The following is a 23,924-nucleotide window of genomic DNA, read 5'->3' as shown; positions in this document are numbered from 1 at the left end:
CATTTCAAAGGCTTTATGAAACGTCTACTTTTCACCAAAATTGATAATTCGGCACTTATTATATTCCGAATATTCTTTGGGATATTGGTCTCGCTGGAATGTTACGGGGCCATCTTAACAGGCTGGGTGAGAAGAACGCTTGTAAAACCCCAGTTTACATTCAATTTCATTGGTTTTGATTGGCTTCAACCACTCCCAGGATATGGTATGTATTGCTATTTTTTCTTAATGGGCACTTTGGGAGTTTTCATTGCACTTGGGTTTAAATACCGTTTTAGTATCATCTCTTTCACCCTATTATGGACAGGGGTGTACCTCATGCAGAAAACTTCCTATAACAATCACTACTACCTATTGATACTTATTTCCGGCATCATGTGTTTCCTACCCGCAAGTAGAAATTACTCGTGGGATGCAACCAGAAACCCGGCACTTAAAGCAGATAGCATGTACGGTTATGTAAAATGGGTGATCGTACTACAGCTGCTCATTGTATATTCTTATGCCTCCGTTGCCAAAATTTATGCAGATTGGCTAGATTTCGGAATCATTAAAATTTTAATGCTCAATAAAGCGAGCTACCCAATTATTGGCGAAATCCTTCAAGCCACTTGGATTCATAAAATCATTGGTTTTTTTGGTATTTTTTTCGATTTGCTCATTATACCGGCTTTACTTTGGAAGCCGACAAGAAAATGGGCCTTTTTCGCCTCCATATTCTTCCATCTGTTTAATTCAATTGTTTTTCAGATCGGAATTTTTCCTTACCTGTCCCTAGCCTTTACGGTATTCTTTTTTGAACCTGAAACTATTCGAAAAATTTTCTTTAAAAAGAAGGTTCCTTACGTTCTTAAAAATATAGAAGTCCCAAAATACAAGTATGTAGTATACACATTGGCGGGCGTATATTTCACGATTCAGCTATTACTTCCGGTAAGGCATCATTTGATAAAGGACGATGTGCTTTGGACCGAAGAAGGTCACCGTTTAAGCTGGCGAATGATGCTTAGAAGCAGAGGCGGAACAATTACTTTTAAGGTAGTTGACAAAGAATCAGGTACATCTGAAATAATCGATACCAAAAAATACTTGACCAAGAAACAACGACAAAGAATTACTTCTTACCCAGATTTTATTTGGCAATTCGCACAACGGTTAAAAAAGGAATACGCCAAAAAAGGACAAGAGGTCGCCGTTTACGCCGTCAATTCCAAAGTTAGTATTAACGGAAAGCCATACAGGGCGTTTATAGACCCCAAAGTAGACCTCGCCAATGCCAAGTGGGACTACCTTTGGCATAACGAATGGATATTACCCAGCGAAAACCAGTAATTGGAGTACGTTAAAATTTTATGGTACGTTGGCACAATTGCAAAGGCATGCCCCAGGGATCACGCAACATAACCAAATGACTGCCATCCTCCTTAAAAACTTCTTCAACAAAAGATGCTCCGGCTTCGATCAATCTATTTTTATCCGCTTCTGAATTTTCAGAAACCATAGCGAGATGAAAGGTCAAAAAGTGCTGTTGGCTAAAATCTGTAATAGCTTCGTCCGGACTGTGATAGAGCTCTACAAAAACACGACCCCAAGAATCCGCCAAAAAAGTCATAAATGGTGGTTCTTTTTGGGCGCTGGCCACTTTTACATGTAAGTTTTTTGTATACCAAGCAACTATAGCATCTACATTGGAAACATTAATGGCAAAATGTTCAAAAATCATTGTGTGGTTATTTAAAACCTAAAAATAACAAACCATATTCAATTTTTGAATAATTCTGATATATTCTACTAGTGGATCAATTGGTTAAAAATTTCAGCATCTAAAAAAATGTTGACCTTTTAATTTAACCCTTACAACAATTAAAGATTTAGGTTAGTTTTGATATTCTTGTGACCAACATATAATAAACAACCAAAACCCGACAATTCATGGATTACCTAATGTCTATACCTGCCGATTTATTTGAAGTTATAGGTTTAATTGCCGGATTTTCTGCCTGCTTTGTCGTCTTGATCCAAGTAATTAAAGAATATAGGTCTACAGCACCAAGCAGCCTTTCAAAAACCTTTTTAATTGGCTGGTTATTGATTTACACTTTTTGGCTTTTGTACGGAATTAGGTTTGAGACCATAGCCCTTTGGCTCACCAACGCCATAGCAATTTGCTTACAATCCGCACTATGCCTAGTGGTTTTCAGAAAAAACCATAAAAAAATCCATTAACGCCCCCAAAGAAGGAATCTTGCTAGAATTAAAATCCCTAAAAATGTATGGCCCTAAAAGACAAGGAGGAGCCAAGTTGTAATTAAGGGTATTTTTACTTTGACAGATGGATGCTATTAGCCCTAAATCTTTACACCGCCTTTCGGGTTTTCATCCAAAGAAAACTTAAATTTGCAGCCAAAACCAAAAGGCATGTTGCAAATACAGACCATTCGAGAAAACAAAGAGGAGATTATTAAGGCATTGACCAAAAGAAATGTGGATGCGGCACCTCTCGTGAATGGCGCTATAGAACTCGACGAAAAAAGAAGATCAACGCAAACAAAATTAGACAACATACTTGCAGAAGGTAACAAACTAAGCAAGGAAATTGGTATGCTTTTCAAAAGTGGAAAGGCTCAAGAAGCTAATGAACTTAAGGCAAAGACCAGTGGTTTAAAGGAAGATTCCAAGTTACTGGGAGAAGAGCTCCATACTATTTCAGAAGAACTACAAACTCTTCTCTACCAAATTCCTAATGCACCCCATGAATTGGTTCCTGCAGGAAATTCGGAAGAAGACAACGAGGAAATTTTTAAGGAAGGAGAAGTACCTTCATTGAAAAGCAATGCCCTGCCCCACTGGGAGCTGGCAAAAAAATATGATATTATCGATTTTGAGCTCGGTGTAAAGATCAGTGGTGCCGGTTTTCCCGTATACAAAGGAAAAGGAGCCCGTTTACAGCGAGCCCTTATCACTTATTTTTTGGATAAAAACACAGAAGCCGGTTATACTGAAATTCAGGTTCCCCATTTGGTAAATGAAGCTTCGGGCTACGGTACCGGGCAATTACCCGATAAAGAAGGACAAATGTACCATGTGACCGATGACAATCTGTATCTCATACCTACGGCCGAAGTACCGGTCACCAATATTTTTAGGGACGAGATTATCTCCGAAGCAGATTTTCCAATTCGCTATACCGGTTATACCCCTTGTTTTAGAAGGGAGGCTGGAAGTTACGGCGCCCATGTTCGTGGCTTAAACAGATTGCACCAGTTTGACAAAGTAGAAATAGTGAGGGTAGAACACCCTTCTAAATCCTATGAGGCCCTAGACGGAATGGTGGAACATGTAAAAGGTATCCTCAGAGACCTGAAATTACCCTATAGAATTTTACGTCTTTGTGGCGGTGATTTAGGTTTCACTTCGGCCATGACCTATGACTTTGAAGTGTTTTCTACAGCTCAGAATCGTTGGTTGGAAATAAGTTCCGTCTCCAACTTTGAAACCTATCAGGCCAACAGATTAAAATTGCGCTTTAAAGACGAGAACGGTAAAAGTCAGTTAGCACATACCCTCAACGGTAGTGCCTTGGCATTACCTAGGGTATTGGCCGGAATATTAGAGAATTACCAAACCCCAGAAGGCATTAAAATACCAGAGGTATTGGTGCCATATTGTGGTTTTGATATAATAGATTAATACTAAACGTGCCCTATATTTAATTGGGCACGTTTTAATATTCTAAATTTCGCCTTCCCCTACTTCCTCTCCCGATACATAAACGACAAAATTTTTGTTTTCAGGATTAAAAGTTACCCTTACAGGTTTTTCATTGCGGACCATATCCAGATAATCGCTATATCTTTCAATATCTTCATAAGCAACGCCGGTTTTAGTCGCTACTCCATAGTCATTGGTAGAAAAGGTAGTACCCGCGGAAAAAATCAGGTAGAGTTTGTACCCATCGGCGCAATAAAGATTGATTCTGCCTTCACTTTTACCATTTGGGTATAGAAATGCGGCGTATCGATCACAAGTTTTAACAAAAGCTGCCATCCTATTAAATTTTAAGTTGAAATTACCGTTATACTTTCAACCTAAACTACATGCAAATACTAGGATTTCAATTCAATAATGTACGGACAGGCTTAAAAACGGTATAATTTGAAATTGCTTTTTTGTAAAAATTCAATACTAGACATAATTTAGGAAGTCGTTGGCAGCATTTATGGGCACACTGAGGTATTTTTGCTATATTCCAAACAAATGAAACATTTCATCCGCTGCATTTTAATCCTACTTTTCATGCCCACCATCTCCCATGGGCAAGAAGATTTTTTGGCCAAGCAGTACTTCAATGATGGAGATTATAAGAAAGCTGTAGTTTACTACGAAAATTTGGTTAGAAAAAATCCTAGAAGAACCGATTATGCAGAAGGTCTCATAGCTACCTATCAGCAACTGGAAAGGTTTGCAGATGCAGAAAAACTCATTTTAGATAAGCTGGAAGAAGGACATGTTTATCCAACCCTCTATATTGAACTTGGTTACAATTACACTCTACAAAACCTGCCCAACGAAGCGACCAAATATTACAGACAAGCGATTGATAAGATTGAAGAGAATCCAAATTTTGGATACGGGGTAGGTTATAGGTTTCAAAAATATGCGCTTTTGGACCAGGCCTTGGAAGCCTATTCCAAAGCAATGGAGCTCAACCCTAAACTGGACTACAATTACCAAATGGCCAGGGTGTATGGCGAACAAGGTAATATTGAAAAGATGTTTCACTCTTATCTCAACCTTATTGAACAGGGCCGCACTTCCAAATCCAATGTGCTTAGGAATATAGACGATTTTATTTCTTCCGATTCGGAAAGCGAGAACAACATTACCTTAAAAAGTCTGTTACTTAAAAATGCCCAAAAAAGTCCAAATACCCTTTGGAATGAAATGCTCAGCTGGCTTTTTGTTCAACAAAAGCAATACGGTAGCGCATTTAGACAGGAAAAAGCCATCTATAGACGCATGGATGGAGCCAACACCCAAAGATTACAAGAATTGGGAAAAACGGCCCTAGAAGATAACGATAGCGAAACCGCAAAAGAAGTATATGAGTATATCACGGAGAACAGTGGTGATGAAATCGTTAAATTAAACGCTACGCTCAACCTTATTGACATTCAACTTTTAGATAACGACCCCAAAAAGTACGCTGTTATTGAAAAAGAATTTGAAACACTAACGCAGTTACATGGCTATAAAGCACAAACCCTGCAATTACAAGTAGCCCATGCCAACTTTCTGACCTTTAAGATGGACAAACCAGAGGAAGCCATTACCATTCTAAAAAATAGTTTGGAATTGCCCCTAAACGAAAGGGGCAAGGCTTTTATAAAATTGGCACTAGGAGATATTTTGGTTTTTGGCCAAAGGTTTAATGAGGCCCTCATTTACTTTTCGCAGATCCAAGCGAAACTCAAAAATGACATTTTAGGTCAGAATGCACGCTTTAAAGTGGCCCAGACCAGTTTTTATAAGGGTGATTTTGATTGGGCGCTTACCCAACTAAAAGTGTTGCGCAGTTCTACCTCCCAACTCATTGCCAATGATGCGATGCAGTTGAGCCTTCTTATTTCTGACAATTCCCTACAGGACTCAACCCAAACCGCACTTAAAAAATATGCCCGGGCAGATCTGTTAGCCTATCAAAACAAGACCAAGGCAGCCATTACAGCATTGGATGACATCTTACAGAATCATAAGGGAGAAAAAATTGAGGACGAAGCCTTATTAAAACAAGGAAAGTTATTGGAAGAACAAATGGAATACGAAAGCGCGGAATTCAATTATTTAAAAATAACCGAGTTTTATGCCAACGATATTTTAGCGGACGACGCGCATTTTGCCTTGGGTGAACTTTATAGAACCACACTCAACCAACCAGAAAAGGCAAAGGAACACTACGAGAAAATACTGTTTAATTATCAGGACAGCTATTATTTTCCACAGGCACGTAAAAATTTTAGAATCTTAAGGGGTGATGCCATTAATTAAAAAAAGCTTATACATATCCAATGTACATATACAATGTAACCACGAATATTGAAAAGGCCGTTCATAAAGAATGGGTAGAATGGATGAAGGAAACACATATTCCAAATATACTGGCAACGGGAAAATTTTTGAACGCCAAAATGACCCAAGTTATGGTAGAGGAAGAGATGGGCGGGGTTACCTATTCGGTTCAATATACCACTGTTGACAAACAAACCCTAGAACAATATCTTGAAGAAGATTCCACGCATTTATTTCAGCAAGAACAAAAAAAATTTCCCAATAAATTTGTATCCATTAGCACGGAATTAAAAGTGGTAAGTGAACATTAATGGAATACCTATTTAGTTACGGAACCCTTAGGGAAAGAAAAATTCAACTGGCCATTTTTAAAAGACCACTTTCCATGAAGGAAGACGAAGCACTTGGCTATGAACTTTCAATACAAAAAGCGTATGGAAAATATCTTTTAGTTCAAAAATCAGATAATCCAAAAGCAGTTTTACCAGGTTCCGTTCTGGAGGTCACCCCACAAGATTTAATTCAAGCAGACAGGTATGAGGGTCCGGAATACCAGCGCATATTGGTTCCCTTAAAATCTGGCAAACAGGCTTGGCTTTATATTGCCAAATAGCCAATAAAACCATTGTATGTCCAAAAAAAAGAAAGGAAAAAGAAAATATAACCCAGAACAACAAATAAGCCATGAAAAAAGTCCGGTAAAGGCCAAGAAACACTTAGGGCAGCATTTTTTAAAGGACGAAACGGTGGCCCAAAAAATCGCAGATACGCTCTCTTTTTATGGATACAGTGATGTAATTGAAATTGGTCCTGGAACCGGGGTGCTCACCAAATACCTCTTACAAAAAGAAATGAGGTTGGTAGCTATGGATTTAGATTCTGATTCCATAATATACCTTAACCATAGTTTTCCCTTGGAGCACCTAAAACTGATGCAAGGCAAATCTACCTTAGAAGTTATTGAAGCAGATTTTTTAAAATATGATCTTTCATCACTTTTTGGGGAAGCCCAGTTTGCCATCACCGGTAATTTTCCATACAATATCTCTTCGCAAATCGTATTTAAAATGCTGGAAATAAAAGAACAGGTAGTTGAATTTTCCGGGATGTTCCAAAAAGAAGTGGCGCAACGTATTTGTGAAAAAGAAGGAAACAAGACCTACGGTATTCTTTCTGTACTGGTACAAGCATTTTACGATGCAGAATATCTTTTCACAGTACCCCCGCATGTTTTTGACCCTCCGCCTAAAGTACAATCCGGTGTTTTACGCTTAACACGAAAAGAGAACTTCACTTTAGACTGTGATGAAAAATTATTCTTTAGGGTGGTAAAGGCCGCATTTAACCAACGAAGAAAAACCATTAGGAACAGTTTAAAGACTTTTGAACTAAGTGATGAGCTACGGAGTACTACTATTTTTGATAAACGGCCCGAGCAGTTAAGTGTGGAGGATTTTATAGAATTGACAAAAAAGGTAGCTAAAGATTTAGGATAACCCTATTTATTACTATTCGTACCACTAAGAAAACGTAAAGTGCACAGCCCTTTAATCCTTTTTCTTTAGATTTGCCGCGGTCATCCTAATATGCCTCGGGAACTATGACGCCATTTAAGCTAACAGATGAACTTGTAGAGCAAATAGAGCAGCTCATAGACAGCCAACAGAATGCCGAATTGGTAAAGCTGATGGATGATGTCCACTATGCGGATATTGCAGAAATCATCAACGAGCTCAATGAGGACGAGGCCACTTACCTTATTAAACTTCTAGAAACGGATAAAACTTCGGATGTTCTTACGGAACTTGATGAAGACGTTAGGGAAGCCATTTTAAAAAATCTTTCCGCCAAGGAAATTGCAGATGAGCTTGGAGAGCTTGATACGGATGATGCTGCCGATATTATTGGAGAACTGCCCAACAGTATCGTTCAAGAAGTAATTTCCGAAATTGAGGATCGGGAACATGCTAAGGATATTGTAGACCTTTTACGATACGACGAAAACTCCGCAGGTGGACTCATGGCCAAAGAATTGGTTAAGGTGCGAGAAAATTGGGATGTCCTCAAATGTGTTAAGGAGATGCGCGCCCAGGCCGAAAATGTAACTCGGGTACATTCCATTTACGTTGTTGATGAAGAGGATAAATTAAAGGGAAGACTATCCTTAAAAGACCTATTGACCACCTCTACCCGAACCCATATAGCCGATGTTTACATACCAAAAGTAGATTCTGTAAACGTAAACGAAAAACCTGAAGAGGTAGCCAAGATTATGTCCAAATATGATTTGGAAGCCATTCCGGTTGTAGACGAAATTGGTAGATTGGTAGGCCGTATTACCATTGATGATATTGTTGACGTTATAAGGGAAGAGGCTGATAAGGATTACCAAATGGCAGCAGGTATCTCTCAAGATGTAGAAGCAGATGATAGTATTTGGCAGTTGACTCGGGCCCGATTGCCTTGGCTCTTTTTAGGCCTTGTTGGGGGCGTTGGCGCAGCGGCCATTATGGGCGGATTTGAGGAAATGATCAGTAAACATGCCATTCTGTTCTTCTTTACCCCATTGATTGCGGCCATGGCCGGTAATGTAGGGGTACAATCAAGTGCGATTATCGTACAGGGCTTGGCCAATGACGATTTAAAGGGGAGTGTGGGAAATAGGTTGATAAAGGAAATGCTTTTGGCCCTCTTGAACGGGGTTATCTTAGCAGCCATCCTTTTGTTATTCACTTGGGTGTGGAAGGGTGATTTCCTTACCGCCTTGGCAATTTCAATCTCATTGATAGCTGTTATTCTGGTTGCTGGTTTTATAGGGACTTTTATTCCTCTTTTTTTACACAAAAGGGGCATTGACCCGGCCATTGCCACAGGACCGTTCATTACTACTAGCAATGATATTTTTGGGATTCTCATTTATTTCTGGATCGCCAAGATAGTATTGGGCATTTAATACCATTTGCTTACTTATTTCTTTTTCAGCATTTTGAACAAAACCTTATAAATTGGCATAATAATAATGCTTATTTGAAGGAATCAGACCCAAGACTCAAGGAAGTTTTTAATACTACATACTCAATATATTTATCAGCATTAAAAAAAAGGACATTTGAAGCAACTAGATGGTGTCTATAATTTTACATTTATTAAAATTCCCTTAATTTCACAGGCTTCGAAAAAAACCAAATACTTGGCCATTGAGCATCAACCTGAAACCAAAAAGAATGAAAGTATTGCACGTAGACCAAAACCATCCTCTTTTAATTGAGCAATTTGACCAACTGGGTTTTGAGAACCACGAAGATTATACCTCCAACAAACAAGAGATCGAAGAAAAAATCAAGGATTATGACGGTCTCATCATACGATCAAGGTTTACCATAGACCAAGAATTTATTAGAAAGGCAGAAAAGCTAAAATTTATTGGCAGATTAGGGGCCGGACTGGAAAATATCGACACGAAAACCGCGATTGCCAATGATATATTTTTGGCTTCGGCACCAGAGGGAAATAGAAATGCTGTAGGCGAACATGCTTTGGGAATGCTACTTTCCCTTTTTAACAATCTGAACAAAGCAGACCGTGAAGTACGTTCCGGTATCTGGGACCGGGAAGGTAACCGGGGTTTAGAACTTGAGGGAAAGACCGTAGGAATAATTGGTTACGGAAATATGGGAAAGGCATTTGCAAGGAAACTGAAGGGGTTTGACGTTAAGGATGTTATTTGCTATGACATTCAAGGTGGTGTAGGCGATGAAAATGCAAGACAGGTAGGAATTATGGAGTTCCACCAAAGATGTGATGTAGTAAGCCTCCACGTACCGCAAACGGAAAACACCATTGGCATGGTTCATACCGAGTTTATCGAAAAATTTCACCACCCAATTTGGTTGTTGAATACGGCCAGGGGTAAATGTGTGGTTACGGAAGATTTGGTGGCCGCGCTTAAAGCAAAAAAGGTATTGGGAGCCGGGCTTGATGTGCTGGAATATGAAAAATCATCTTTTGAAAATATGTTCAAGGGCGAAAACGGGCAAGCATCTCAACTTCCGGAAGCCTTTGAGTATCTGGTGAACGCCCAAAATGTGATTCTTTCACCCCATGTAGCCGGCTGGACCTTTGAAAGTTTGGAAAAACTTGCACAGACCATAGTGGATAAGGTTAAAGCAAATTTTTGCTAACTTAGGGCATCAGGAAACTTTTGGTTTCCTTCATTCGCTCTAACCAAAATCGACCGCCATGGAACTAGGGAATTTTTCCGTAAGCTTAAATGTTAAGGACATCAATGCTTCAAAAGCGTTTTATGAAAATTTAGGGTTCACCGTTTTTGGAGGACATCTGGAACAGAATTGGCTGATATTAAAAAATGGGAAAGCAACCGTTGGGCTATTTCAGGGAATGTTCGAAAAGAACATCCTTACCTTTAATCCTGGCTGGGACGAAAATGCACAGAGCCTTGAAAGTTTTACGGATGTTCGAGATCTTCAGAAAGAATTGAAACGTAAAAACGTGGCCATTAATACAGAGGTAGACCCCAATACAACAGGACCTGGGAGCATGGTACTCATTGATCCGGACGGCAATCCTATTCTTATTGACCAACACGTGTAACTATGCAGTACAAAGCCAGTTCACCAGAGGAATATATTGCTCAACTTCCCGAAGAAAGGCAGACTGTCATCCGTAAGATAAGAACGAAAATCAAGGAGAATCTACCGCGAGATTTCCAAGAACAGATAAGCTATGGCATGTTGGGTTTTGTAGTACCTCACTCCGTTTACCCCAATGGTTATCATTGTGACCCTAAATTGCCGCTACCTCTTATCAACTTGGCTTCTCAAAAAAATTATATAGCTCTTTATCACTCCGGTATTTACGCAGACAACCAACTTTATGATTGGTTTGTTGCAGAATACCCTAAGCACTGCAAACGAAAACTGGATATGGGAAAAAGTTGTATTCGTTTTAAATCAATGGATGACATACCTTATGAACTCATTGGGGAACTGTGTTCTAGAATGACGGTAAAAGAATGGATCGCTCTCTATGAAAAGAATGTAAAGGGATAACTCAAGACGTTCGTACGAATAAAAAGATATCATATGAAAAAAAGGGTTACAGGACTGGGTGGATTCTTTTTTAAGACAAAGGACCCAGACCATATTAAAAACTGGTACAACAAACACTTGGGACTCAATACAGACCAATATGGCTGTACTTTTTGGTGGAAGGACAAAGAAGGAAAGGACTGTTCTACCCAGTGGAGCCCAATGAGCGAAGATACCGACTACTATCACCCGAGTAAATCATCATTTATGATGAATTTTAGGGTTGAAAACCTAAAGGAACTACTAAAAGCACTAAGAGCAGAAGGAGTAACCGTTGTAGGCGAAATAGAGGAATATGAGTATGGAAAATTCGGTTGGATTCTTGATCTGGACGGAAATAAGATAGAACTCTGGGAACCAATCGACAAGGCTTTTTTATAAGCCACAGATTAACTACATTTAAGTCATGTTAAACCACTAATACAACCAACCATGTCTGACGATAAAAATTTTGGAAAAGGTGAAGGGGAAGATGCCATCAACCCTCTTAACCCAGGAAAGGGAGATTTGTCCAGTGAAGCTTCTGACGCTATTGATGATGCAAAGGAAAATAGTGATTCTTTAGGCGACAAAGCCAAGGAAAAATTTGAGGACGCCAAAGAAGCTGCAGAAGAATTCTCTGAAAAGGCCAAGGAAAAAGGAAAAGAATTTACGGAAGACACCAAAAAGGCGGCCAATGATTTTGCAAATGATGCAAAGAAAACTGCCAATGAATTTGCAGATGACGTAAAGCAGACCTTTGACCCCAATAATCCTGATAGTGGAAAAACCGTGGCAATTATTTCGCATATAACCGCTATTGGCTGGATTGTAGCCTTGATAATGAACTCCCAGAACAAAACAGAATTCGGTAGTTTTTACATTAGACAAACTCTTGGAATTTGGCTTTTGACCATAGTACTTAGCCTTATCCCAATTGTAGGCTGTTTTGCTGCCATAATTGGGCTCATACTCATCATCATCAGCCTGGTGAATGCGGCCAACAATAAAATGGTTCCTATAGCAGGATTGGGCGAGTATTTTCAAGATTGGTTCAAGGGCCTTTAGAAGTCCAACTTTTTATATTTTAAGCTATGGAAATTGTTTCAATGAAAGCCGAGCATTGGCCTGCTGTTTCCAATATTTATCAAGAAGGCATTGCTACGGGCATTGCCACCTTTGAAACGCAAATTCCCACTTATGAGGTTTGGGATAGTTCCCATATGAAATCATGCCGTTTGGTAGCCATAGCTAATACTGAAATTCTGGGATGGGCAGCATTGTCTCCCGTATCCAGTCGTTGTGTGTATGGAGGTGTGGGGGAGGTAAGTGTTTACGTATCCCAAAAAGCACGTGGAAAAGGCGTTGGTGTAAAATTGATGCAAAAACTCATTGCTGAAAGTGAAGCCAAAGGATTGTGGACCCTTCAATCGGGTATCTTTCCTGAGAATGTGAGTAGTAGAAGACTACATGAAAAAATGGGTTTCAGATTCTTAGGAACCAGGGAAAGAATAGGTAAAAAGGACGGTGAGTGGAAGGACAACGTTCTTTACGAGAGACGAAGTAAAACCGTTGGATTGGATTAATTTACCTCCTGCTCTTGCTGGGCTTCCATCATTTTACGCTCCAATTCCGCTTGAAATTCTTCCATAACAGGTTTTACTGTGCTTTCGGGCAAATCTGCTATTTTAATGTACATAAGTCCGTCCACCGCATTATTGAACAAAGGGTCCACATTAAATGCAACTACCTTGGCATTTTGCTTGATGTACTTTTTTATGAGTACGGGCAAACGAAGGTTTCCAGGTTCTACCTCGTCAATTAACTTATCAAATTTTATCAGATCGGCCTGGGTTTCGTCAAATACAAACTCCTTATCGGCATCCTTTAACTTAACCTTGAACTCTTTTTTGGGCCGCACATATTGGGCCACGTAAGGATCCCAATAGTTACTTTTCATAAATTCTATCATCAAGGACTTAGAAAAGTTGGAAAACTGGTTGCTTATACTAACCCCACCAATAAGGTATTTATGCTCCGGATGTCTTAGCGTTGTATGTACAATTCCCTTCCACAAAAGAAATAGCGGCATTGGTTTTTGTTGATATTCTTTCATGATATATGCCCTACCCATTTCAATGGACTGACTCATCATTGAAAAAAGTTCCGGTTCAAACCTAAAAAGGTCTTGTAGATAAAATCCATCAATACCGTACTTGGAAAAAATTTGTGCTCCTAGCCCCATTCTATAAGCCCCGGCAATGACCTTGGCCTCGTTGTCCCACAAAAACATGTGGTGGTAATAGGCATCAAACTGATCTATATCTATGGAATTATTGGTCCCCTCGCCTATTTCCCGAAAGGTTACTTCACGTTGTCTACCAATTTCCTGAAGCGAAAATGGCATTTCCTTCGCAGGGGCCAGAAATACCTCGTAATTTTTACTTTGTAAAAGTCTTCGGTCCTTTTCAACCAACTTTTCAATTTCTGCCTCTATTAGCTCGGCGCGTATAGGTTGGGCTATTTTTCTAGGCTGTTTTGGAAGCTTTAAAGAGGGTAATTGATCAATTAACCGCTCTTTTTCATAGGCATTGGCCAAAATGTAGGTCTTTCTACGCAATAAGGCCGTGTATTCTTCCAAAGTCTCTTGTTCTTTTTGGGTGGCCACGGAAATAGGTTGACCAATACGAACTTTTATTGGCCTTTTCCATTGGGAATAAACTTCCGAGGGCAATTTAGCGGTCCTAAACAACCCACTTATTTTTGATAGCCGATAAAAGAGCTTACTGTTCCTAGCATGAAAATAAACGGGCACAACGGGAACCTCTGCTTTCTTTATCAGCTTTATGGCCACTTCCTGCCATTCGCGGTCTACCACAATTCCTGCCTCTTTTTTGGTACTCACCTCTCCCGCCGGAAATATTCCCAAAGGGTACCCTGCCCGTACGTGCAGTAGGGCATTTTTAAATCCGGCCGTACTGCTTTTGGCATCTTTGCGATCCTCAAAAGGATTCACCGGAAAAATATAATGGGCCAAAGGTTGAAAACGCTGCAACAAAAAGTTGGCCATCACCTTATAGTCTGGCCTTTGTTGTAACATTAATTTTAGAAGAACAATTCCATCAATACCTCCCAAAGGGTGGTTGCTTATCGTAATAAAAGGCCCGGCCTTAGGCAGCCTTTTCAGATCCTCTTCAGGAATTTCGTAGTCTATCTCATATTTCTCAAGAACGGCATCAAGAAAATCTTCCCCTTCCAAATGGCTCATTTTATCATACCGCCGGTTCATGTTCGATATTTTAGTGACTTTCATAAGCACCCAAGCTATAAAAGTTCCAAAAAAACCAAACCTGTCAAGATTGATGGCGGTTGCCACTTCTTTAGCGGTCACTAATCCCATACATGATTCTCTTTGCAGGCACTAATATAGAAAAAACACTATAGGTGCCTACCTGTTTTAACAAAAACGAAACATACTCCCGTGGTTATTTTACTACCAACTGAACGGTTTCTTTACTGCGTTGTTCCAAGAGAATTTCATGTCCGTTTTGTAGCGACTCTATCGCCTTTTCATTGAAGTGTCTGATCGTGTAGAGCGAAACACCCTCGTGGTGCACTACCTTGAACCTACTTTTAAGCAGGTTTAATAGTTCTTCCAATCTACCGAATCTATTATCCACACATACCGAAAAACTAATAGCGGAATTCTGAATAAGGTCTACCTTCATTTTATGGTCGTGCAACAATTTGAACAGTTCGCTAATGCTATCCTCTACAATAAAGGAAAAATCTAGCGAGGACAACTTCATCAATACCTGATTCTTCTTTACGATAAAACAGGGTACTTCCGGTTGAATACCATTGCCCTTACCCACGGTAGTACCTGGGTCCTTGGGGTTCACAAATGATTTAACGTGCAAGGGTATCTCCTTTTGTTGCAAAGGCTGCAAGGTCTTTGGGTGAATTACAGAGGCACCGTAAAATGCCAACTCTATCGCCTCACGATAAGAAATTTTGTTCAACAGTTGCGTCTCTTGAAAATACCTAGGGTCTGCATTCAACACCCCGGGAACGTCTTTCCAGATAGTTACGGAATCTGCATTAAGACAATAGGCCAAGATGGCCGCCGTATAATCCGATCCTTCACGGCCCAGGGTAGTGGTAAAATTGTTGTCATCGCTTCCCAAGAACCCTTGGGTAATGTTCAATTGGCTACGATCGATTGTTTTTACCCTTTCTTGTGTCTTTTCCCAATTGACCGCAACATCACGGTAACTATCATCAGTCTTGATATAATCGCGCACATCCAACCAATTACACTGTATTCCTACTTCATTAAAATAATGGCTTATAATCGTAGTAGAAATAAGCTCCCCATAACCTACCACCTGATCATAAACAAAATTGTATTTGGGCGATTTGTTCCAAGCCAAAAAGCCTTTCACCTCATCAAACAGCTGTTTCACTACGGTATAAATCACATGCTGTCGGTCCGGAAAAAGGTCCTGAAGAATAGCGGCGTGATAATCGATACTTTCCTGAATGTTCCCAGCTAATGTCTCTTTATCATTGAAATAGGCATTCACAATGGCCTCCATGGCATTGGTGGTCTTTCCCATAGCGGAAACTACCAATAGGGTATTTTCATGACCCGTTTGTTGAAGAACTTTTACCACATTCTGCACTCCAGCGGCATCTTTCACCGATGCTCCGCCGAATTTAAATACTCGCATAAAAAGCTATTTTTTTGAAGGTTGACAACAACCTTAATTTTTTGTTTGTTGCAAGAAAGCCTCTATACCTTTCTCGTCCATTTGAACAACATCCCAATCACGTAACACTTTCGCTCCTTTGGCCTCATAGAAATTAATGGCAGGTTCATTCCAATCGAGTACCTCCCAGCAGATACGTCTCACACCAAGGTCATTGGCATACTTGACTACTTCTGCCAGCAGCGCACTACCAAGACCACTGCCCCTCATTTTTTCGGTCACGATCAAATCTTCTAAATGAACGACCGGGCCTTTCCAGGTTGAATAACGGTTATACACCAAGGCCATACCCACTACATCGCCATCACTTTCACCTATGAAACAATGAAAAAGAGGGCTGTCACCAAATCCATGTTCCACTAAATCGTTCACTGTAACCTCCACGGCATCCGCTTCTTTTTCAAAAACGGCCAGTTCTTGAATCAACCGATGCACAGCATTCATGTCAGATTTTTTCGCTTCTCTAATGTTAAAATCCATGATTGTTACAAATAAAACACAAAGTTATATATTTAAAAAAGTAATTGAAAATGAAAATAGGGTTCTTTCACAAATTAGCCGATATTTGTGGGTGAACCAACAGTCTTTCTTCATGACAACGAAAAACCGTACGCTGGGTGAATTCATCATTGAAAATCAAACTTCTTTCAAATATTCTTCAGGCGAACTTTCTAAATTGATCAACGCCATTAGATTGGCGGCAAAAGTAGTAAACCACGAAGTAAATAAAGCCGGACTAGTAGATATTTTAGGTGCCGCTGGCGAAACCAACATTCAAGGCGAGGATCAGCAAAAACTAGATGTGCTTGCCAATGAAAAATTCATTCAGACCCTTACCAACCGTGAAATAGTTTGCGGTATTGCTTCGGAGGAAGAAGATGATTTCATCACAATTAACAGCAATGACAATAACCACCAGAATAAATATGTGGTTTTGATTGATCCGTTGGACGGTTCTTCTAACATAGATGTTAATGTTTCCGTAGGTACTATTTTCTCTATTTACAGAAGAGTAACGCCGGTAGGCACTCCCGTAACCCTAGAAGATTTTCTTCAACCTGGAAAAAATCAAGTGGCTGCAGGATACGTGGTCTACGGTACCTCCACCATGTTGGTATACACCACTGGAGACGGTGTAAACGGGTTTACGCTAAACCCAGCCATAGGTACCTTTTACCTTTCGCATCCCAATATGAAATTTCCGGAAGATGGTAAGATTTATTCTGTGAACGAAGGTAATTACATCCATTTTCACCAAGGGGTTAAGGACTATATCAAATATTGCCAGGAAGAGGAAGGTGATCGCCCGTATACTTCAAGGTATATTGGTTCTTTGGTATCGGATTTTCATAGAAACATGATCAAGGGCGGTATTTATATGTATCCGAAAAGTAGTGTTACCGAAGAAGGAAAACTGCGCTTGCTATACGAATGCAACCCTATGGCCTTTTTGGCCGAGCAGGCAAACGGACTTGCCATTGGCGGGAAAAATCGTATTCTAGATGTGCAACCCACAGAACTACACCAAAGAATTCCGTTCTTTTGCGGTAGTAAGAACATGGTCTTGAAACTTCAAGAGTTCTTGGAAAAATATCACTAATTAAAAAAGCCTCATTTTCCTTAGAAGACGAGGCTTTTTTATTAAACAGCAACGTTTGTTTAGGCTTTCAATAAGTAGATATAGTCATCAAAGTCTATACGTCCACTAAAAATAGCTACGGATTTCTCAATGATTTTATCGGCCTTATCACCAGAAAAGCCTAGTCCGATCGCATATTTCTTCAACAATACCATTTCTTCATCATCAATCAAATGATCAGAGAAAATTATGCGGAAGAGGTCATACAACCGCTCCAATCTCTTTTCAGAATCGTGCGGAGGTACAATAGGGTACTTGTTTTCCTTTTTCATCACCTCTTTGTACTCAGCCTCGGTTATATCCAACTTGGTAGCAAAACGGTCCAACATTCCTTTTTCCTCGGTACTAATTTCACCGTCCACTGCCGCTAATGTAGCAAGCGATGCAAAATGGGCTAAATTTCTTCTGTGCTCCCCACTGGTATATAAGTCTGCAATTGCCATAATCTTAATTTTATTGGCAGCAAATATAATTTTTTTAGAGGTCATTTGTCCTACCCTTCCAGATTATTTTAGCGTTACCCTACCCGTAAATTGGGCAGGGTCGCGCTATTCGTTTTTAATCCTCGCACCTGTAAAAAGGTGCTGTGGGTTATCCACTGCTATCGCTAACGCAGTGCAACCACAAATGGTTACAAATGATTAAATTAAGGTCATCTTTTCCTATTGTTCAAAATAGCCCCTTTCATGGAAATCGTTCACAATGGAAACGGATTCCAAAAATGCCGTACAGATGAAAAAACCCTTATTGGAATTTACGAACCGAGGCATTTACTGCCATCCGGCAAAGGTGTATTTAGACCCTTGGAAACCGGTAGACAAAGCCTTGATAACCCATGGCCATGCAGACCATAGCCGCTGGGGACACCAACAATATATTACACACAACAGCAACGTTCCCATTATAAAACACCGGCTAGGAGATATAACTGTTTCTGGTGTAAACTGGGGACAACCCTTTACTATAAACAATGTAAAATTCACCTTTTACCCAGCTGGGCATATTATAGGTTCTTCCCAAATAAAAGTAGAGCACAAAGGAGAAATCTGGGTATTTACGGGGGACTATAAATTAGAGGACGATGGGGTAGCTACACCTTACGAATCCGTAAAATGCCATAGTTTTATTACTGAATGCACCTTTGGCCTACCCGCTTTTTTATGGCGGCCACAAACCGAAGTATTCACGGATATTAACAACTGGTGGGCCCAGAACAAAGCCAACGGTCAAACCTCTATTTTATTCGGTTATTCATTGGGCAAGGCACAACGCCTACTAAAGCATCTAGACCCCAGCATTGGCAAAATCTATACCCATGGTGCCATTGAGAATATGACGGAAGTTTTACGCCCATTAGTGGATTTTCCAGAAACGGAACTAATTACAAGAGATACCAAAAAAGAAGCCATAAAAGGCAATTTGGTGCTAGCGCCGCCTTCTGCACACGGCAGTACGTGGATACGTAAAATGGTTCCCTTTGTTACCGCTTCTGCCAGTGGTTGGATGGCCTTTAGGGGTGCACGTCGCAGACGCGCCATAGACAAAGGTTTTGTGTTGAGCGACCATTGCGATTGGCCATCATTGCTCAAAGCGATTAAAGACACAGGAGCAGAAAAGGTAATTTGCACCCACGGTTATACTGATATTTTTTCTAAGTACTTGCGCGACTTGGGTTATGACGCCCGTACAGAAGCTACACAGTTTGAAGGGGAAAATGCCGAAGTGAATGCAGAACCCGAAACCCAAGAATCGGCATGAAGCAGTTCTCCCAACTTATAAAAACTTTGGACGGCACCAACAAGACCAATGTAAAAGTAGCGGCCTTGGCTAATTATTTTGCTTCCGCTACAGACCAAGACAAGGTGTGGACCATCGCCATATTGTCTCATAGGAGGCCTCCACGCCCGGTAAACACTACTTTGTTGCGCGAATGGGCTTCTGAACTTGCGAATATTCCGCTTTGGCTTTTTGAGGAAAGCTATCATATTGTTGGTGATTTGGCAGAAACCATTGCCTTGGTAGTACCTTCTAACGAAACCGCAACAGACAAATCATTGACCCAGTTTTTGCAAGAAATGATTTGGCTCAAAAAACAGGAAGATGCTGATAAAAAAGCCTACCTCTTCGCCAATTGGAAACAATTGGATTATTACGGTCGTTTTGTATTTACCAAACTGATTACCGGGGGCTTCCGTATTGGGGTAAGCCAAAAATTAATGACCCGTGCTTTAGCCAAAGCCACCGATATAGACGAAGATATCCTCGCCTACAAACTAATGGGGAATTGGGACCCGAATACCATTAGTTTTCAAGATTTGGCATTGGAAGAAAAGGCAAGCGATTTTCTTTCCAAACCCTATCCTTTTTATTTGGCATATGCCTTGGAAGATGAGCCCGAGGATTTAGGCGATGTTACGCAATGGTCTTTTGAACACAAATGGGATGGCATTCGTGCACAAGTTATTCTTCGTAAAAATGAATTGTTTGTTTGGAGCCGTGGCGAAGAATTGGTAACGGATAAATATCCGGAGTTTGAAGCGTTTGTGGGAGTTATCCCTAACGGTACTGTTTTAGATGGTGAAATTCTACCCTATCCCAATGGGGAAATTGGTACGTTTAACGATTTGCAAACCCGTATAGGACGCAAGACAGTATCCAAGGCGTTGCTTAAAAAAACTCCTGTTGTTTTAAAGGCTTATGATCTGTTGGAATGGAAAGGTAAAGATTGTAGGGAATTGCCCTATTTAGAAAGGCGAAAGCTGCTAGAACAACTGTATAGTCAAGCAACCTCAGCTAACGGTGTACCTTTATTGCTATCCCAAAAAATGGCCTTTAATTCATGGGAAGAAGTAGCCGCAGAACGGGAGACTTCCAGAGAAAAACGCAGTGAAGGCCTCATGCTAAAGAAAAACGATTCGCCCTATTTGGTAGGCCGTAAAAAGGGCGATTGGTGGAAATGGAAGGTAGACCCGTTAACCATAGATGCCGTACTTACTTATGCCATGAGGGGCCATGGTAGGCGTAGTAACCTGTTTACAGATTATACCTTTGCCCTTTGGGACGAAAATGAGGATGGCGAAAAAGAGCTGGTCACTTTTGCAAAAGCCTACTCTGGGCTTACGGATGCCGAATTCCGAAAAGTAGACGCTTGGATAAAGAAAAACACCTTGGAGCGCTTTGGACCGGTACGCAGCGTAACCCCACATCATGTCTTTGAAATTGCCTTTGAAGGCATAGCCCTATCCAAAAGGCACAAAAGCGGTGTTGCCACAAGGTTCCCAAGAATTTTACGCTGGCGGCAAGACAAGAAAATTGAAGAAGCCAATAGCTTGGAAGATTTAAAAGCTTTGATTCCGAATGGGGAGGGATAAGTCAAATAAGCTGATTACAAGACGTAATTCCGAGCAAAGCGAAGGAATCTGTTTAAACATTAACAAATAGCTATTAATGCCTGGGTATTGTTACATCTTGTCAAATAAAAATAAGACCGTTTTGTATGTTGGCGCAACAACTGATTTACAACGGAGGATTAGTGAACATAAAAATGGAAAATACAAAATCGCATTCAGTAAACGATACAATTGTACCTGGCTAGTATATTTTGAAAAGTTTGACATGGTTAAAGATGCATTTGCAAGAGAAAAACAACTTAAAGCAGGAAACCGAAAACGAAAAATAGATTTAATAAATTCGATAAACCCAAAGTGGAACGACTTAGCTTTAGAATGGAGAGATAGTGAAGAGTAAGCCTTTGCTTCGCTTAGTAAAATAAATAGATTGCTTCGTCGCTTCGCTTAGTAAAAAAGAGGGATTGCTTCGTCGCTTCGCTTAGTAAAAAAGAGGGATTGCTTCGTCGCTTCGCTCCTCGCAATATATGACCCAAAAAGAATTATTCCATATAGCCCAAGATTGGTTTCAGCAGCAAGGTTGGAAACCCTTTCCGTTTCAAAAAGAGACCTGGAAAGCCTTTTTGGCGGGCAAACACGGCCTGCTAAATGCGCCCACGGGCAGCGGAAAAACCTACGCACTTTGGTTCCCCATCGTTCTCAACTACATCAAACAAAATCCTGATTATAAAAACAAACACAAAAAGGGGTTAAAGGCTATTTGGATAACACCATTACGAGCCCTCTCCCAAGAAATAAAACAATCCGCAGAACGCATTACGGAAGACTTAGGCACCCAAATGACGGTAGGCATCCGCACGGGAGATACCAGCACCAAGGAGCGCGCCAAGCAACGCACTGCCATGCCAGATTTGCTCATTACCACACCAGAAAGTTTACAATTGTTGCTCTCTTCCAAGGATTATAAAAAGGTCTTTAAAAACTGTTCTGCCATTGTGGTAGATGAGTGGCACGAACTTTTGGGTACCAAACGTGGTGTACAAATGGAACTGGGTCTTAGCCGACTCAAAACCATCTGCAATGATTTACGTATCTGGGGCATTTCGGCAACCATTGGCAATCTAGAACAGGCCAGACAGGTGTTACTGGGTCCCACAAGTCCAGAACTGGAAAATTCCGTCATGGTACGCGCCAACCTACAAAAGAAAATTACCGTAAAAAGCATCATCCCAAAAACCATGGAAACCTTTCCGTGGCGTGGGCATTTAGGCTTGCATTTGTTAGACGAAGTGGTCCCCATCATCAACAACAGCAAGACTACTTTACTATTCACCAACACCCGTAGCCAGTGCGAAATTTGGTTTCAGAAAATCTTGGAAAAGTATCCGGAATTCGCAGGGGAAATGGCGATGCACCATGGCAGTGTAAACAAGGAAACACGCTTGTGGGTAGAACAGGCCATTCGTAACGAAAGCTTAAAGGCCGTGGTTTGCACTTCTAGTTTGGATTTGGGTGTAGATTTTGCTCCCGTAGAAACGGTAATACAAATTGGTGGCCCCAAGGGCGTTGCTCGCTTTTTACAACGCGCCGGGCGTAGTGGGCACCGACCCGGAAAAGAGAGTGTTATCCACTTTTTGCCTACACATGCCATGGAATTGATAGAGGCTTCTGCCTTGCAGGTGGCTGTTAAGGAAAATGCGGTGGAAGACCGCCTCCCCTACCTCAACAGTTATGATGTGTTGTTGCAATACCTCACCACTTTAGCAGTTTCGGATGGTTTTTACCCAGAAGAAATCTATGCTGAAATTCAGCAGACCTTTTGCTATCAAGGAATTACGGAAGACCAGTGGCAATGGCTCCTAAATTTTTTGGTCATGGGCAGCCAAAGTCTGAGCAGCTATGACGAGTACAAAAAAGTGGAAGTGGAAGCAGACGGCAAGTTTAAAGTAAACAACCGAGGTGTAGCTATGCGGCATCGGTTTCAAATTGGGACCATCGTAGGCGATGCTACCATAAGTGTTAGATACCAAAAAGGAGGATATATTGGTTCTATAGAAGAATATTTTATTTCGAAATTAACGCAAGGCGATGTATTTACTTTTGCGGGAAGAAACTTGGAGTTCATCCGTATCAAAGGCATGCAGGCCCACGTGCGAAATTCCAATAAAAAAACCAACAAAGTACCCAGTTGGATGGGCGGTAGACTCAGTTTTAGTGCCCAAATGTCCGAATTGCTACGCCAAGAACTCTACAAAGCCGCTGCCGACGAATTACATGGGTCGGAATTGAAATCACTACAACATATTTTTGACAAGCAACGCCAAGAAAGCATTGTACCCAAACCAGACGAATTTCTCATTGAAACCTTTAAAACGCGAGACGGGTATCATCATATTTTTTATCCATTCGAGGGTCGTGCCGTACATGAAGCCATGAGCAGCCTACTTTCGTATCGTATAAGCCTATTAAGTCCAATTACGGCTTCTTTGGCCTTTAACGATTATGGTTTTGAGATGTTGAGCGATAAACCTATTGACATACAAGCCGTACTGGACAACGATTTGTTTACTACGGATTACCTATTGGCCGATTTACAAAAGAGCCTGAACAGTAACGAAATGGCAAGGCGCAAGTTTCGTGATATTGCGGTAATCAGCGGAATGGTTTTTACAGGCTATCCAGAGAAAGGCGTAAAAATGAAGCACCTGCAAAGCAGTTCACAATTATTATTTGATGTTTTTCGGGATTATGAGCCGAACAATCTCTTGTTTCAACAGGCTTTTACCGAGACTTTTGAACATCAATTGGAAGAAGGTCGTTTGCGATTAGCGCTGGAACGCATCGCGCAGCAAAACATTATTTGGAAAAATTGCGAAAAACCTACTCCTTTTTCTTTTCCCATCATCACAGACCGATTACGAGAAAAACTATCTTCAGAAAAACTGGCAGACCGTATTAAGCGTATGACCAAGATTTTGATGAAATAGATAGCTTAAAACAAATACAATCT

Annotated in this window: 25 protein-coding genes; 19 read left to right on the top strand and 6 right to left on the bottom strand. The window is 40.6% G+C overall.

What is annotated here, in order from left to right; translation table 11 throughout:
* The first annotated feature begins 15 nt into the window (after positions 1-15).
* Positions 16-1,332 carry an HTTM domain-containing protein gene (locus tag BIZ36_RS12765; protein WP_187458299.1) on the top strand — a complete coding sequence of 439 codons (1,317 nt, stop codon included), beginning with the start codon at positions 16-18 and terminating at the stop codon, positions 1,330-1,332.
* Between the two features lie 10 nt (positions 1,333-1,342).
* Here the strand turns inward: BIZ36_RS12765 and BIZ36_RS12760 are convergent, their stop codons facing one another.
* Positions 1,343-1,723, bottom strand: coding sequence for a VOC family protein (locus BIZ36_RS12760; RefSeq protein WP_187458298.1), 381 nt, complete (start codon positions 1,721-1,723; stop codon positions 1,343-1,345).
* A gap of 209 nt (positions 1,724-1,932) precedes the next feature.
* Between BIZ36_RS12760 and BIZ36_RS12755 the strand changes: the two genes are divergently transcribed.
* Together BIZ36_RS12755 and serS are read left to right on the top strand one after the other, a co-directional pair.
* The gene (locus BIZ36_RS12755; RefSeq protein ID WP_187458297.1) at positions 1,933-2,226 is read left to right on the top strand and encodes a PQ-loop repeat-containing protein; all 294 of its coding nucleotides are present in this window, start codon (positions 1,933-1,935) and stop codon (positions 2,224-2,226) included.
* 192 nt (positions 2,227-2,418) lie between these two features.
* Complete coding sequence (serS, locus tag BIZ36_RS12750; protein ID WP_187458296.1) at positions 2,419-3,690, top strand: serine--tRNA ligase; 1,272 nt, start codon at positions 2,419-2,421, stop codon at positions 3,688-3,690.
* Positions 3,691-3,732: 42 nt separating this feature from the next.
* Here the strand turns inward: serS and BIZ36_RS12745 are convergent, their stop codons facing one another.
* Positions 3,733-4,047, bottom strand: a complete 315-nt coding sequence (locus tag BIZ36_RS12745) for a hypothetical protein (protein WP_187458295.1) — start codon at positions 4,045-4,047, stop codon at positions 3,733-3,735.
* A 210-nt stretch (positions 4,048-4,257) separates the two neighbouring features.
* Between BIZ36_RS12745 and BIZ36_RS12740 the strand changes: the two genes are divergently transcribed.
* The 11 genes from BIZ36_RS12740 to BIZ36_RS12690 all read left to right on the top strand — a co-directional run bounded on the left by BIZ36_RS12740 (position 4,258) and on the right by BIZ36_RS12690 (position 12,742).
* A complete protein-coding gene (locus BIZ36_RS12740; protein WP_187458294.1) occupies positions 4,258-6,048 on the top strand; it encodes a tetratricopeptide repeat protein in 1,791 nt (596 codons plus the stop codon).
* Positions 6,049-6,068: 20 nt separating this feature from the next.
* Positions 6,069-6,380: a DUF4286 family protein gene (locus BIZ36_RS12735; RefSeq protein ID WP_187458293.1), complete on the top strand. Its 312-nt coding sequence runs from the start codon at positions 6,069-6,071 to the stop codon at positions 6,378-6,380.
* Positions 6,380-6,682 carry a gamma-glutamylcyclotransferase family protein gene (locus tag BIZ36_RS12730; protein ID WP_187458292.1) on the top strand — a complete coding sequence of 101 codons (303 nt, stop codon included), beginning with the start codon at positions 6,380-6,382 and terminating at the stop codon, positions 6,680-6,682. Before BIZ36_RS12735 ends, BIZ36_RS12730 begins: the two co-directional genes overlap by 1 nt.
* 16 nt (positions 6,683-6,698) lie before the next feature.
* On the top strand, positions 6,699-7,565 hold the full coding sequence (gene rsmA / locus BIZ36_RS12725; RefSeq protein ID WP_187458291.1) for a 16S rRNA (adenine(1518)-N(6)/adenine(1519)-N(6))-dimethyltransferase RsmA: 867 nt from the start codon (positions 6,699-6,701) through the stop codon (positions 7,563-7,565).
* A gap of 104 nt (positions 7,566-7,669) precedes the next feature.
* Positions 7,670-9,022, top strand: coding sequence for a magnesium transporter (gene mgtE / locus BIZ36_RS12720; protein ID WP_187458290.1), 1,353 nt, complete (start codon positions 7,670-7,672; stop codon positions 9,020-9,022).
* 271 nt (positions 9,023-9,293) lie between these two features.
* Entirely contained in the window at positions 9,294-10,250 is a 957-nt protein-coding gene (locus tag BIZ36_RS12715; protein WP_187458289.1) for a 2-hydroxyacid dehydrogenase, read from the top strand.
* A gap of 58 nt (positions 10,251-10,308) precedes the next feature.
* Positions 10,309-10,680, top strand: coding sequence for a VOC family protein (locus BIZ36_RS12710; RefSeq protein ID WP_187458288.1), 372 nt, complete (start codon positions 10,309-10,311; stop codon positions 10,678-10,680).
* A gap of 2 nt (positions 10,681-10,682) precedes the next feature.
* Positions 10,683-11,138 (top strand): DUF1801 domain-containing protein, encoded by a 456-nt coding sequence (locus BIZ36_RS12705; RefSeq protein ID WP_187458287.1) that lies wholly within the window; start codon positions 10,683-10,685, stop codon positions 11,136-11,138.
* A 33-nt stretch (positions 11,139-11,171) separates the two neighbouring features.
* A complete protein-coding gene (locus tag BIZ36_RS12700; RefSeq protein WP_187458286.1) occupies positions 11,172-11,558 on the top strand; it encodes a VOC family protein in 387 nt (128 codons plus the stop codon).
* 51 nt (positions 11,559-11,609) lie between these two features.
* Positions 11,610-12,224 carry a YtxH domain-containing protein gene (locus tag BIZ36_RS12695; RefSeq protein ID WP_222937377.1) on the top strand — a complete coding sequence of 205 codons (615 nt, stop codon included), beginning with the start codon at positions 11,610-11,612 and terminating at the stop codon, positions 12,222-12,224.
* A gap of 26 nt (positions 12,225-12,250) precedes the next feature.
* A complete protein-coding gene (locus BIZ36_RS12690) occupies positions 12,251-12,742 on the top strand; it encodes a GNAT family N-acetyltransferase (RefSeq protein WP_187458285.1) in 492 nt (163 codons plus the stop codon).
* Here the strand turns inward: BIZ36_RS12690 and BIZ36_RS12685 are convergent.
* The 3 genes from BIZ36_RS12685 to BIZ36_RS12675 all read right to left on the bottom strand — a co-directional run bounded on the left by BIZ36_RS12685 (position 12,739) and on the right by BIZ36_RS12675 (position 16,408).
* Positions 12,739-14,556: a GNAT family N-acyltransferase gene (locus BIZ36_RS12685; RefSeq protein WP_187458284.1), complete on the bottom strand. Its 1,818-nt coding sequence runs from the start codon at positions 14,554-14,556 to the stop codon at positions 12,739-12,741. The genes BIZ36_RS12690 and BIZ36_RS12685 overlap by 4 nt on opposite strands.
* A gap of 85 nt (positions 14,557-14,641) precedes the next feature.
* Positions 14,642-15,889 (bottom strand): aspartate kinase, encoded by a 1,248-nt coding sequence (locus tag BIZ36_RS12680; RefSeq protein WP_187458283.1) that lies wholly within the window; start codon positions 15,887-15,889, stop codon positions 14,642-14,644.
* Positions 15,890-15,922: 33 nt separating this feature from the next.
* Complete coding sequence (locus tag BIZ36_RS12675) at positions 15,923-16,408, bottom strand: GNAT family N-acetyltransferase (protein ID WP_187458282.1); 486 nt, start codon at positions 16,406-16,408, stop codon at positions 15,923-15,925.
* Positions 16,409-16,520: 112 nt separating this feature from the next.
* Between BIZ36_RS12675 and fbp the strand changes: the two genes are divergently transcribed.
* The gene (gene fbp / locus BIZ36_RS12670) at positions 16,521-17,528 is read left to right on the top strand and encodes a class 1 fructose-bisphosphatase (RefSeq protein WP_187458281.1); all 1,008 of its coding nucleotides are present in this window, start codon (positions 16,521-16,523) and stop codon (positions 17,526-17,528) included.
* Positions 17,529-17,587: 59 nt separating this feature from the next.
* On the opposite strand, the gene BIZ36_RS12665 is transcribed toward fbp, so the two are convergent.
* Positions 17,588-18,010 carry a tellurite resistance TerB family protein gene (locus BIZ36_RS12665; protein ID WP_187458280.1) on the bottom strand — a complete coding sequence of 141 codons (423 nt, stop codon included), beginning with the start codon at positions 18,008-18,010 and terminating at the stop codon, positions 17,588-17,590.
* A 259-nt stretch (positions 18,011-18,269) separates the two neighbouring features.
* On the opposite strand from BIZ36_RS12665, the gene BIZ36_RS12660 reads away from it, so the two are divergent.
* The 4 genes from BIZ36_RS12660 (at position 18,270) to BIZ36_RS12645 (ending at position 23,901) form a co-directional block, all read left to right on the top strand.
* Positions 18,270-19,325: a ligase-associated DNA damage response exonuclease gene (locus BIZ36_RS12660; protein ID WP_286174742.1), complete on the top strand. Its 1,056-nt coding sequence runs from the start codon at positions 18,270-18,272 to the stop codon at positions 19,323-19,325.
* The gene (locus tag BIZ36_RS12655) at positions 19,322-20,938 is read left to right on the top strand and encodes an ATP-dependent DNA ligase (protein WP_187458279.1); all 1,617 of its coding nucleotides are present in this window, start codon (positions 19,322-19,324) and stop codon (positions 20,936-20,938) included. Before BIZ36_RS12660 ends, BIZ36_RS12655 begins: the two co-directional genes overlap by 4 nt.
* 76 nt (positions 20,939-21,014) lie before the next feature.
* Positions 21,015-21,314, top strand: coding sequence for a GIY-YIG nuclease family protein (locus BIZ36_RS12650; RefSeq protein ID WP_187458278.1), 300 nt, complete (start codon positions 21,015-21,017; stop codon positions 21,312-21,314).
* A 127-nt stretch (positions 21,315-21,441) separates the two neighbouring features.
* Positions 21,442-23,901 carry a ligase-associated DNA damage response DEXH box helicase gene (locus BIZ36_RS12645; RefSeq protein WP_187458277.1) on the top strand — a complete coding sequence of 820 codons (2,460 nt, stop codon included), beginning with the start codon at positions 21,442-21,444 and terminating at the stop codon, positions 23,899-23,901.
* Positions 23,902-23,924 lie beyond the last annotated feature (23 nt).

This window comes from Cytophaga sp. FL35, from assembly GCF_014349235.1.
Taxonomy (GTDB): domain Bacteria; phylum Bacteroidota; class Bacteroidia; order Flavobacteriales; family Flavobacteriaceae; genus Euzebyella.
The sequence above is the reverse complement of the archived record's forward strand: the minus strand, read 5'-3'. Positions and strand labels throughout refer to the sequence as shown.

Excerpts from the sequence above, each read along its gene's own strand:
- BIZ36_RS12685 (WP_187458284.1), bottom strand. The coding sequence starts at position 14,556 with ATGGGATTAGTGACCGCTAAAGAAGTGGCAACCGCCATCAATCTTGAC.
- fbp (WP_187458281.1), top strand. The coding sequence starts at position 16,521 with ATGACAACGAAAAACCGTACGCTGGGTGAATTCATCATTGAAAATCAA.
- BIZ36_RS12745 (WP_187458295.1), bottom strand. The coding sequence starts at position 4,047 with ATGGCAGCTTTTGTTAAAACTTGTGATCGATACGCCGCATTTCTATAC.
- BIZ36_RS12665 (WP_187458280.1), bottom strand. The coding sequence starts at position 18,010 with ATGGCAATTGCAGACTTATATACCAGTGGGGAGCACAGAAGAAATTTA.
- rsmA (WP_187458291.1), top strand. The coding sequence starts at position 6,699 with ATGTCCAAAAAAAAGAAAGGAAAAAGAAAATATAACCCAGAACAACAA.
- BIZ36_RS12715 (WP_187458289.1), top strand. The coding sequence starts at position 9,294 with ATGAAAGTATTGCACGTAGACCAAAACCATCCTCTTTTAATTGAGCAA.
- BIZ36_RS12675 (WP_187458282.1), bottom strand. The coding sequence starts at position 16,408 with ATGGATTTTAACATTAGAGAAGCGAAAAAATCTGACATGAATGCTGTG.
- BIZ36_RS12680 (WP_187458283.1), bottom strand. The coding sequence starts at position 15,889 with ATGCGAGTATTTAAATTCGGCGGAGCATCGGTGAAAGATGCCGCTGGA.
- BIZ36_RS12650 (WP_187458278.1), top strand. The coding sequence starts at position 21,015 with ATGCCTGGGTATTGTTACATCTTGTCAAATAAAAATAAGACCGTTTTG.
- BIZ36_RS12655 (WP_187458279.1), top strand. The coding sequence starts at position 19,322 with ATGAAGCAGTTCTCCCAACTTATAAAAACTTTGGACGGCACCAACAAG.
- BIZ36_RS12690 (WP_187458285.1), top strand. The coding sequence starts at position 12,251 with ATGGAAATTGTTTCAATGAAAGCCGAGCATTGGCCTGCTGTTTCCAAT.
- BIZ36_RS12765 (WP_187458299.1), top strand. The coding sequence starts at position 16 with ATGAAACGTCTACTTTTCACCAAAATTGATAATTCGGCACTTATTATA.
- BIZ36_RS12660 (WP_286174742.1), top strand. The coding sequence starts at position 18,270 with ATGGAAACGGATTCCAAAAATGCCGTACAGATGAAAAAACCCTTATTG.
- mgtE (WP_187458290.1), top strand. The coding sequence starts at position 7,670 with ATGACGCCATTTAAGCTAACAGATGAACTTGTAGAGCAAATAGAGCAG.
- BIZ36_RS12760 (WP_187458298.1), bottom strand. The coding sequence starts at position 1,723 with ATGATTTTTGAACATTTTGCCATTAATGTTTCCAATGTAGATGCTATA.
- BIZ36_RS12730 (WP_187458292.1), top strand. The coding sequence starts at position 6,380 with ATGGAATACCTATTTAGTTACGGAACCCTTAGGGAAAGAAAAATTCAA.
- BIZ36_RS12695 (WP_222937377.1), top strand. The coding sequence starts at position 11,610 with ATGTCTGACGATAAAAATTTTGGAAAAGGTGAAGGGGAAGATGCCATC.
- BIZ36_RS12755 (WP_187458297.1), top strand. The coding sequence starts at position 1,933 with ATGGATTACCTAATGTCTATACCTGCCGATTTATTTGAAGTTATAGGT.
- serS (WP_187458296.1), top strand. The coding sequence starts at position 2,419 with ATGTTGCAAATACAGACCATTCGAGAAAACAAAGAGGAGATTATTAAG.
- BIZ36_RS12740 (WP_187458294.1), top strand. The coding sequence starts at position 4,258 with ATGAAACATTTCATCCGCTGCATTTTAATCCTACTTTTCATGCCCACC.
- BIZ36_RS12700 (WP_187458286.1), top strand. The coding sequence starts at position 11,172 with ATGAAAAAAAGGGTTACAGGACTGGGTGGATTCTTTTTTAAGACAAAG.
- BIZ36_RS12645 (WP_187458277.1), top strand. The coding sequence starts at position 21,442 with ATGACCCAAAAAGAATTATTCCATATAGCCCAAGATTGGTTTCAGCAG.
- BIZ36_RS12710 (WP_187458288.1), top strand. The coding sequence starts at position 10,309 with ATGGAACTAGGGAATTTTTCCGTAAGCTTAAATGTTAAGGACATCAAT.
- BIZ36_RS12705 (WP_187458287.1), top strand. The coding sequence starts at position 10,683 with ATGCAGTACAAAGCCAGTTCACCAGAGGAATATATTGCTCAACTTCCC.
- BIZ36_RS12735 (WP_187458293.1), top strand. The coding sequence starts at position 6,069 with ATGTACATATACAATGTAACCACGAATATTGAAAAGGCCGTTCATAAA.